This is a genomic window from Teichococcus vastitatis (assembly GCF_003604215.1).
In the GTDB taxonomy this organism is placed as follows: domain Bacteria; phylum Pseudomonadota; class Alphaproteobacteria; order Acetobacterales; family Acetobacteraceae; genus Pseudoroseomonas; species Pseudoroseomonas vastitatis.
In genome coordinates this window covers 1-7,552 of the sequence record NZ_QXGS01000072.1, presented here as the reverse complement: position 1 = coordinate 7,552, position 7,552 = coordinate 1, and the positions used below count along the sequence as shown (strand labels likewise).

The 7,552-nt window shown below is 61.7% G+C and carries 8 protein-coding genes; 5 read left to right on the top strand and 3 right to left on the bottom strand.

Annotated features, from left to right (window positions below; genetic code table 11):
* Positions 1-319: 319 nt before the first annotated feature.
* The 3 genes from D2K64_RS22420 (at position 320) to D2K64_RS22410 (ending at position 2,620) form a co-directional block, all read left to right on the top strand.
* The gene (locus tag D2K64_RS22420) at positions 320-1,030 is read left to right on the top strand and encodes a M10 family metallopeptidase C-terminal domain-containing protein (RefSeq protein ID WP_120010607.1); all 711 of its coding nucleotides are present in this window, start codon (positions 320-322) and stop codon (positions 1,028-1,030) included.
* 73 nt (positions 1,031-1,103) lie between these two features.
* Positions 1,104-1,856, top strand: coding sequence for a class I SAM-dependent methyltransferase (locus D2K64_RS22415; RefSeq protein ID WP_120010606.1), 753 nt, complete (start codon positions 1,104-1,106; stop codon positions 1,854-1,856).
* A gap of 566 nt (positions 1,857-2,422) precedes the next feature.
* Positions 2,423-2,620 (top strand): hypothetical protein, encoded by a 198-nt coding sequence (locus D2K64_RS22410; protein ID WP_120010605.1) that lies wholly within the window; start codon positions 2,423-2,425, stop codon positions 2,618-2,620.
* A 370-nt stretch (positions 2,621-2,990) separates the two neighbouring features.
* On the opposite strand, the gene D2K64_RS22405 is transcribed toward D2K64_RS22410, so the two are convergent.
* A complete protein-coding gene (locus D2K64_RS22405; RefSeq protein WP_120010604.1) occupies positions 2,991-3,785 on the bottom strand; it encodes a winged helix-turn-helix domain-containing protein in 795 nt (264 codons plus the stop codon).
* A gap of 459 nt (positions 3,786-4,244) precedes the next feature.
* Between D2K64_RS22405 and D2K64_RS22400 the strand changes: the two genes are divergently transcribed.
* Together D2K64_RS22400 and D2K64_RS22395 are read left to right on the top strand one after the other, a co-directional pair.
* A complete protein-coding gene (locus tag D2K64_RS22400; RefSeq protein WP_120010603.1) occupies positions 4,245-4,514 on the top strand; it encodes a hypothetical protein in 270 nt (89 codons plus the stop codon).
* A gap of 141 nt (positions 4,515-4,655) precedes the next feature.
* Entirely contained in the window at positions 4,656-5,396 is a 741-nt protein-coding gene (locus D2K64_RS22395; protein WP_120010602.1) for a response regulator transcription factor, read from the top strand.
* 160 nt (positions 5,397-5,556) lie between these two features.
* On the opposite strand, the gene D2K64_RS22390 is transcribed toward D2K64_RS22395, so the two are convergent.
* The gene (locus D2K64_RS22390; protein ID WP_157986048.1) at positions 5,557-5,898 is read right to left on the bottom strand and encodes a hypothetical protein; all 342 of its coding nucleotides are present in this window, start codon (positions 5,896-5,898) and stop codon (positions 5,557-5,559) included.
* A gap of 1,233 nt (positions 5,899-7,131) precedes the next feature.
* On the bottom strand, positions 7,132-7,552 hold a 421-nt coding region (locus D2K64_RS22385), incomplete at its 5' end, for a winged helix-turn-helix domain-containing protein (protein WP_162306237.1).

Sequence of the window (7,552 nt, the reverse complement as noted above, 5' to 3'; positions counted from 1 at the left end):
GGGCGATGTGTGGTCCATCCGCGCCGCGGACGGCTCGGTGACCCACCTCACCATCGACAACGTCACCAGCCTTAACACCAGCGACTACGTCTGGGGGTGAGGCCGGTGGGCAGGCCGCCTCGACCCGGTATCGCAGAGATGCGGGCCTGCTGTTCAGAACTCGGCAACAAGTATTAACAGAACATCAATCAAAAGCTGCGGTATCACGGGTTATTTACTACTTATGAGTGTATAGCCGGCATTTGGTGCAAGCATCTGTTAAGGCGGTCCGGTAAACCTCAGCACAGAGCGTTCCCCTCTGTGCCGAGAGAAACCCACTATGCCGATCGTCTACGGTTCCGCAGCTGCCGATAACATCAACCTCTCCACGCGCACGGCGGATTACACGATCTACGGCAATGGTCTGAACGATTACTCGACGCAGCCCAGCAACAACACGATCCGTTCCGGTTCCGGGCATGACACGATCTACGCCGGCTATGGCAGCGACTTCGTGCAGAGCGGCAGCGGCGACGACACCATCTACGGCTACGGGGCCGGTGGCCCGACGGCCGGCGCCACCTTCGCCTATGCCGAGCGGGACGGTGCCGATCTCCTGGATGGCGGCGCGGGCAATGACCGCATCTTCGGCGGTGGTGGCAACGACCAGCTCCTGGGCGGCGCCGGCGATGATATTCTCCATGGCGGAAGCGGGACCGACGGCATCATCGGCGGTGACGGCAACGACATCATCTCGAGTGGTTACGGCACCGATTACCTGCGGGGCGGCGCCGGCAGCGATATCTTCCTCTACGCCTACAGCGACAGCGGTGACGCCTCGGACGCGAATGGCGGGCGTGACACCATCCGCGATTTCCAGTCCGGCACCGACAAGATCGACCTCAGCGGCTACTACGTCTCGGCGGCCGACCTGACCTTCACGCAGACTGCCAGGGGTCTGCTGCTGAGCTTTCCGGCCGTCTACGAGACGGGTGAGATTCTGCTGGAAGGCGTGGGTGCCGTACGCGCCGGTGACATCATCTTCGCCTGAACCCGGCTGTCGTTCAGCAGGCTTGCCAAGATCTCTCTGCGCCCTGTCCACTGGTGTCCGGATGGAGAGAGACATGGCACAAAACATCTACGATACCCCTGAGTTCTTCGAGGGCTACAGCCGCCTGCCTCGCTCGGTTCACGGGCTCGAGGGCGCACCTGAATGGCCCGCCATCCAGGCCATGCTGCCGGAGCTTCAAGGGCGGCGCGTGGTTGACCTTGGATGTGGATTCGGCTGGTTCACCCGCTGGGCACGGATGCAGGGCGCGTCCCAGGTGCTCGGTCTGGATGTGTCGGAGAATATGCTGGCACGGGCCAGAGCAGATACCGCTGATCCAGCTGTGCAGTATGCCATGGCTGACCTCGAAACCCTGAACCTCTCGCCGGGCGAGTTTGATCTCGCCTACAGTTCCCTGGCCTTTCACTACATCGAGGATTTCGGCAGGCTGGTCCGCAGGGTGTTCCGGTCCCTCACCCCTGGGGCGCACCTCGTGTTCACCATCGAGCACCCCATCTACATGGCCTCCACACGGCCCGGCTGGCTGGCACGCGAGGACGGCCAGAAGACCTGGCCTGTCGACAGCTACGCGATCGAGGGCGCTCGCACCACCGACTGGCTGGCGAAGGGTGTGGTGAAGTACCACCGTACTCTCGGGACGACGCTGAACACCCTGATTACCTCCGGCTTCACGATCCGCGAAGTCCATGAATGGCATCCGACACAGCAGCAGATTGCCGAATATCCGGCTCTGGCCGCGGAGATGGAGCGGCCGATGATGGTTCTGATCTCTGCTCAACGTGGAACAGAGATCGGCACCGCAAGCTAGATCTGTCGGCTACCCGACCCGGTCGCCGGAGACCTTCAATCGATGTCCGTGTCTCGGATGTAGCGGTTAGGGCATCCGACAACTATACGAGCGCGCAGCTGGCATTTCCTCTGCCTCATAGCCGTGCTGCCTTTCAGCGGACCGTAAGCGGATAACGAATAAGATACCTTCCTGTAGCCGCACGAGAGGCGAAGGTTATCGGGCTGGATGGATTATGCTGGGTACAAGGCATGGGATGTAATCTGCCGTTCAGATACAGGGCTTCCATAAAGACCAGGCGGTGCCTGGTAACGCCGACACGGTGCTCAACATGTGCGGAGGGGCTGCAATCGCAAGTCCGGCAATCCAGCCGTCCCTCAGCGCCTCCATGTCAGCCAGGGCCGTGTTGACCATCGGCTCCACCGTCAGAGAGATGCAGGAGGGAAGCTGACCTTCACCCTCCAGGGTATGGTTTAGGACATTGGCCGCGCCGCTGTCAGTGGAGGCCGCAAGCCATCCGGTCTTCTTGTTTGCCTACAACTCTTGGTCGTGCTCAGACTGAGCGGGTGGGATGGGAGATCGTAGAAATGTCAGACCTAGAAGGGGTCATGATGTTCGGAATTTTGCTAATCGCGATCTTCGGATTTGAGCGGTTCGTCGCTTGGCCGCTGTTGAAGCAGGCGCGGCAGAAAATGCAGGATGGATCCGCCCTGCAAGATGACGCCAAAGCCGATACGAAATGGCAGGTTCTGACTGAAGCCAAGGGCGTTTTCAGAGCTGTCTGACCAGTTCTGAAATCGGTCGAGCTTCACGACGAGCGTCTACACAATCAAGAAAGATCCACCGTGACTCAATGGTTGGCGATGGAAGCGGCGCCGCGTGATCGGACGGCAATTCTGGCCTGTTTGCACTCCGAGGGGAATGCAACCTTTGCTATTGTTCTGTGGTCCTATGACCGCTGGTTGGCCTGCGCTGATGGCGTCCTGTCTGTTGATCCTGCCAGTCCGGCGGAGATGTTGGAGCTTCATCCTGATTATTGGATGCCGCTTCCTTCGCCGCCCCCAGCAGGCTCCAGAGGGACATCTGAGGCAGCTACTCCCTGAGCGCTCGCCTACAGATGTGACGAGATGCGGCAGCGCTTACGGTTTTAGATGGTCAGGCTGCTGTGGCGATGGTTTCCAGCTGCGGCTGCGCGGGAGGAGTGCGCCTGGAGCGTGGCAGTGCGCCAGTCAGTCGTGCGCCGGTCAATCGCGCGCGGGCCGCAGCGACGTCACTCGCGCTGGGCTCCTCGATCGCATAGCCACGGCCCCAGATCGTGCGCACGATCTTGGCCGATCCGGCGGCAGCCAGCTTGCGGCGCAATTTGCAGATGAACACGTCGAGGATGCGGTAGTCCGGCCCGTCTTCCTCGCCATAGGCGCGGGCCATGAAATGCTCCTTGGTGAGCATCACACCGGGACGCAGCATCAGCATCTCGAGCACAGCAAACTCGCTGGCTGTCACACCCACCGGCCGGTCATCCACAACAACGGTTCCGCGTGCCTGATGCAACACCACATTGCCGCATCGCAACTCAGGGCCGGAGTGGCCCAGACTGCGACGCAGCACGGCCTGCAGGCGCGCATTCAGCAGAGGCGGATGCGGTGGTCCCTGCAGGACCTGATCGGCACCGCACTCAAGCGCCGCTTGCTCTTCTGCGGCAGTGAGGCGGGCTGCCGAGATCATGAGCGGGCTTTGAACACCTCGGCGCCGGGTGTCCCGGATCAGAGGCAGACCTTGCCGATCCAGCTGGCCAATCTCAAGAAGAATAACGTCGTGATGGTCGCTGTGCTGCGCAGCAGAGGGTGTGTCCTCGAGAGCCTCTGCCAGGTCGCAGCTGTGACCAATCTGCTGAAGCGCCCTGCGATAGACGGAGGCACTGCCGAGGTGGCTGCCCAGAAGAATATGCATACCCGGTCCTTGCGATTTTCGCGGGCCATGGCGGCCGGAGGGTTGGCGATGCAGAGGATTTAACTCACGGTTCCGTGAGCATCAAGCATTTCTTAACATATCCGCGAGTTCGAGAGCGAAATTTCGCTCATCAGTGGAGTCTGGCAAGCTCCTACAGGATCGTCCAGCGACTGCCTTCAAGCTCAGGGTGAGCCGCGCTGGTGCGCTGTCGGACGGCATCCAGCTGCCCTTGTTCAAGATGAATTTCCATTCATATCGCTTCGAGCAATACAACCTTAAGATTCACAATAAGCCATAAGATTCAATCTTTAGTAACTTCTCCTTGAGGAAAGAGGTGAGCCGAGCTGCCACGGCAGAGGGAAAAATCCTGTAAAAACATGTTGATACCCAGCAACCTTATGGTTCATAGAATGGGTGCTCACGAAATTGTGAGCTTAGGCTTCTGATGGATCGCCCCCGATGCTCCAGTTCTCGCCTCAGCCTTTCTCCAAAATGGACACTGCCATCGCCCTGCTGCAGCGCCTCGGTGCTGAGGCCATCGATGACGGCGAGCCTTGCGCCCGGATCCTGTTCATGGCGGCAGATTACCTGCAGGACATGCTGGACTGCCCGGCGGAGATGGGGGGTTGCGATGCGGACGATGAGGCGGAGGACGGGGAAGCGTTGCAGGCGATGATGGCCGGCCTCGACAAGCTGCTGCCCGAGCCGGGCCTGGTTGTGCATCTCTGAGGCTTTTCCGCCCGCACCGGGCTGCTGCTTCGTCCCCCTCCCTTGCTGCGGCGAGTCCCCCCTCCGGCAGCCAGTGCACGAAACAGCCCGGCGTGCCGCAAACCATGTTTCTTCTTAGTTTTCTCCAATCAGGATCCCCCCATGCGCGTTCTGCTGGTTGAGAATGACGCCGTTGTGGCCCGTGGTATCAGCCTGATGCTGCGCTCCGCGGACATGATCACGGATGTCGCTGCCACGGGCGAGGAGACGCTCGAGCTCGCCTCGCTTTACGACTACGACATCGTGGTGCTCGATAGCATGCTGTCGGACATGGAAGGCTGTGACGTGATCCGGCGCCTGCGCAGCGCCCGCATCGAAACTCCGGTGCTGGTGCTCTGCGGCCTCAGCGGGGCGCAGCCGCGGGTGCGGGCTCTGAGCAGCGGCGCCGATGATGTCCTCAACAAGCCCTTCGATCCTCAGGAGCTGATGGCTCGCATCCAGGCGATCGTGCGCCGCTCCCGCGGCTTCAGCCAACCCACCCTGGTGGTGGGGCCGCTCAGTCTGAACATTGGCGCCCGTCAGGCTCGGGTGAACGGCCAGATGGTGCCACTGACCGGCAAGGAATACGCCATTCTCGAGCTGCTGACCCTGCGCAAAGGGATGGCGCTGAGCCGGGACGTGTTCCTCAATCACCTTTATGGCGGCATCGACGAGCCCGAGGGCAAGATCATCGACGTGTTTGTGTGTAAGCTGCGCAGGAAGCTGGCTGATGCCGGTGCAGACGGCCTGATCGGCACGCATTGGGGCAGCGGCTACGTGCTGCGGGAGGTGAGGGCACCGATGCTGCAGCCTTTCAGCACCAGCGCCCAGGCTCTGCCGGCGGTTCCCTCATTGGCAGCCTGACACCGCGTGGCGCAGCACCCCTGTTGGCTGCGCCAAATCCTTCCTCATTCCATCTCGGCCCAACCCGAGAAGCGATCACAAAGCTCAGCCGCGGCCCAGAAGCCATCAGAGCATTGTGCTGCCGCCGTCTTTCTCAGCCACAGACGGCCCAGGCAGCGGCTCAGGCGACCGGCTCCGCGCAGCTCTCAAGATGGCTCCGCAGTAAAGGCACCGCGGCCGAGATCTCCAGCACAACGTCCAGGCACCGAAACGCTGTTTCCGTTTGCCAGCTGATCATCACGCCCTCGGCGGCACGATGCACCACCAGGCTCGGCGCCGCATCGCCCCCGGCGCGCAACGTGAAGATCAGCATCAGCTCGCCATGGTAATCGCAGGCTTCGTCGACCATCCAGGCGGCAGACGAAGACGCCACGCCGGTCAGCAGCGCCTGCACCTCAGCCGAGGTGAGGCTGAACAAGGACAAGGTCGAAGCCGCGCTGGCAGCGAAGCGAAGGTCTTGCATGGTGCACATCTTGTGCCTCCCCCGATGCTGAGAACATTCTTAACGCTGTTCAGCCTGCCTACCGAAGGTTAACGAGGCGTGAAAGCGATCATCACAGCGCCGTGAGCGCCAGTGAGGACCGCAGCATCGCCCCGCCTGCCACGGCCAGGGCAGAGGCGGGCGCGAAACCAAGACGGGGTTCTTGTGCGATGCTGGCCGCGGAAAGTTGCGGTTCAGGCTTCTGGTGCCTCGGGCGCATTCCCGCAGCGAGGGGCAGGGCCGATGTCAGATCGCCGACGCAGAGACGAAGAACGCTTCTACTGCGAGACCACGACCAGATGTGGGCTACGAGCCGGATGAGGAAGCCCCGAAGGCGAGCCACCAGCAATGGCCCGTTGGTCCCTCAGCGCTGTCCACAAAGCAGCTTCCTGCTGCCGCATCAGCGAGTGCGCGTACGGGTCCGGTGCCTGCGGCGCGGTTGTGACGGGCCGCTTGAAAACCAAGATCTCACCGAACATGCGCTTTGGCCGCTGACTGATCTCCTGAAGGTGCCAGAAAAAACCTTCTGTCTTCCTAACAGGTAGTTCGAAGAGCTGCGGAACACACTTGGCAAACTGCTTCACAGTCATTGATCAGCGAAATCACAGGAACACTATGGATAGTGCTATGCTCGCTCCCTTGCCAGCTGGCTGTGTTCAGCGCCGGGAAGGCAGAAAAGGAGCTTGCGGTACCGCGCGCAACTTCTGCCGGGTTCGTGCCTCCTCCAACAGCTCGAACAAAGCAGGCTTTGAGATGCCCAGGCGCGATGCCGCGGTTCGTGCATCCAGACCTTGCTTGTGGACGAGGGTCCAGGCGGCGGCAGCGCTGGGCTGGCGAGGGTTGATGGAAGGGCGGTTCATCACGCAATACTCGTCCACTGTTGTTAGAGCAGGATCAGAGATGCCGAGTGAGCTGCATCACCTCTCGGCATGTGACTTCGACGGCAAATCGTCGCGTCACCGCAGGAAACGGTTGTAGGAGGAGCGACCTCAAGGACGGCATTGGCCATCTCCTCCCCATCATCATTCGTCACTTCATCGAGCGATACGCACATTCGCTGCACGACGCCTTTAACCGAGACGTCGATCCACTCGGCAGCGCTACGCAGCCAGGCGCGCCTTCCGGAAGGCGCGCCTGGCATTCGCCATCACACGGGATCGTCCTGATAATGTCGGCGCCGCGCGCGAACTCAGCCGACCACGGGACGGAGCGGCCTCAGGCGGGGAGACCGGCCTCGCCATGCACCGGAAGGCCTGGCATCGGCATGCGGTGGATCGCGCCCTGGCTGGGTTCGCGGAGGATGTAGCCGCGGCCCCAGACGGTTCCGATCAGTTCGCCGGCGCCGGCCTGGGCGAGCTTTTTGCGCAGCTTGCAGATGAACACGTCGATGATCTTGGCCTCGGGCTCGTCGATGCCGCCATAGAGGTGGTTGAGGAACACGTCCTTGCTGAGCACCACGCCCTTGCGCAGGGTGAGCAGCTCGAGGATGGCGTATTCCTTGCCGGTGAGTTGAACCTCACGGCCATCAACGAGGACCTCGCGGGAGCCGAGGTTGAGGGTCAGCGGGCCGACGGCGAGAGTGGGCTGGCTGAAGCCCTTGGCGCGGCGGATGATGGCCTGGACGCGGGCCACGAGT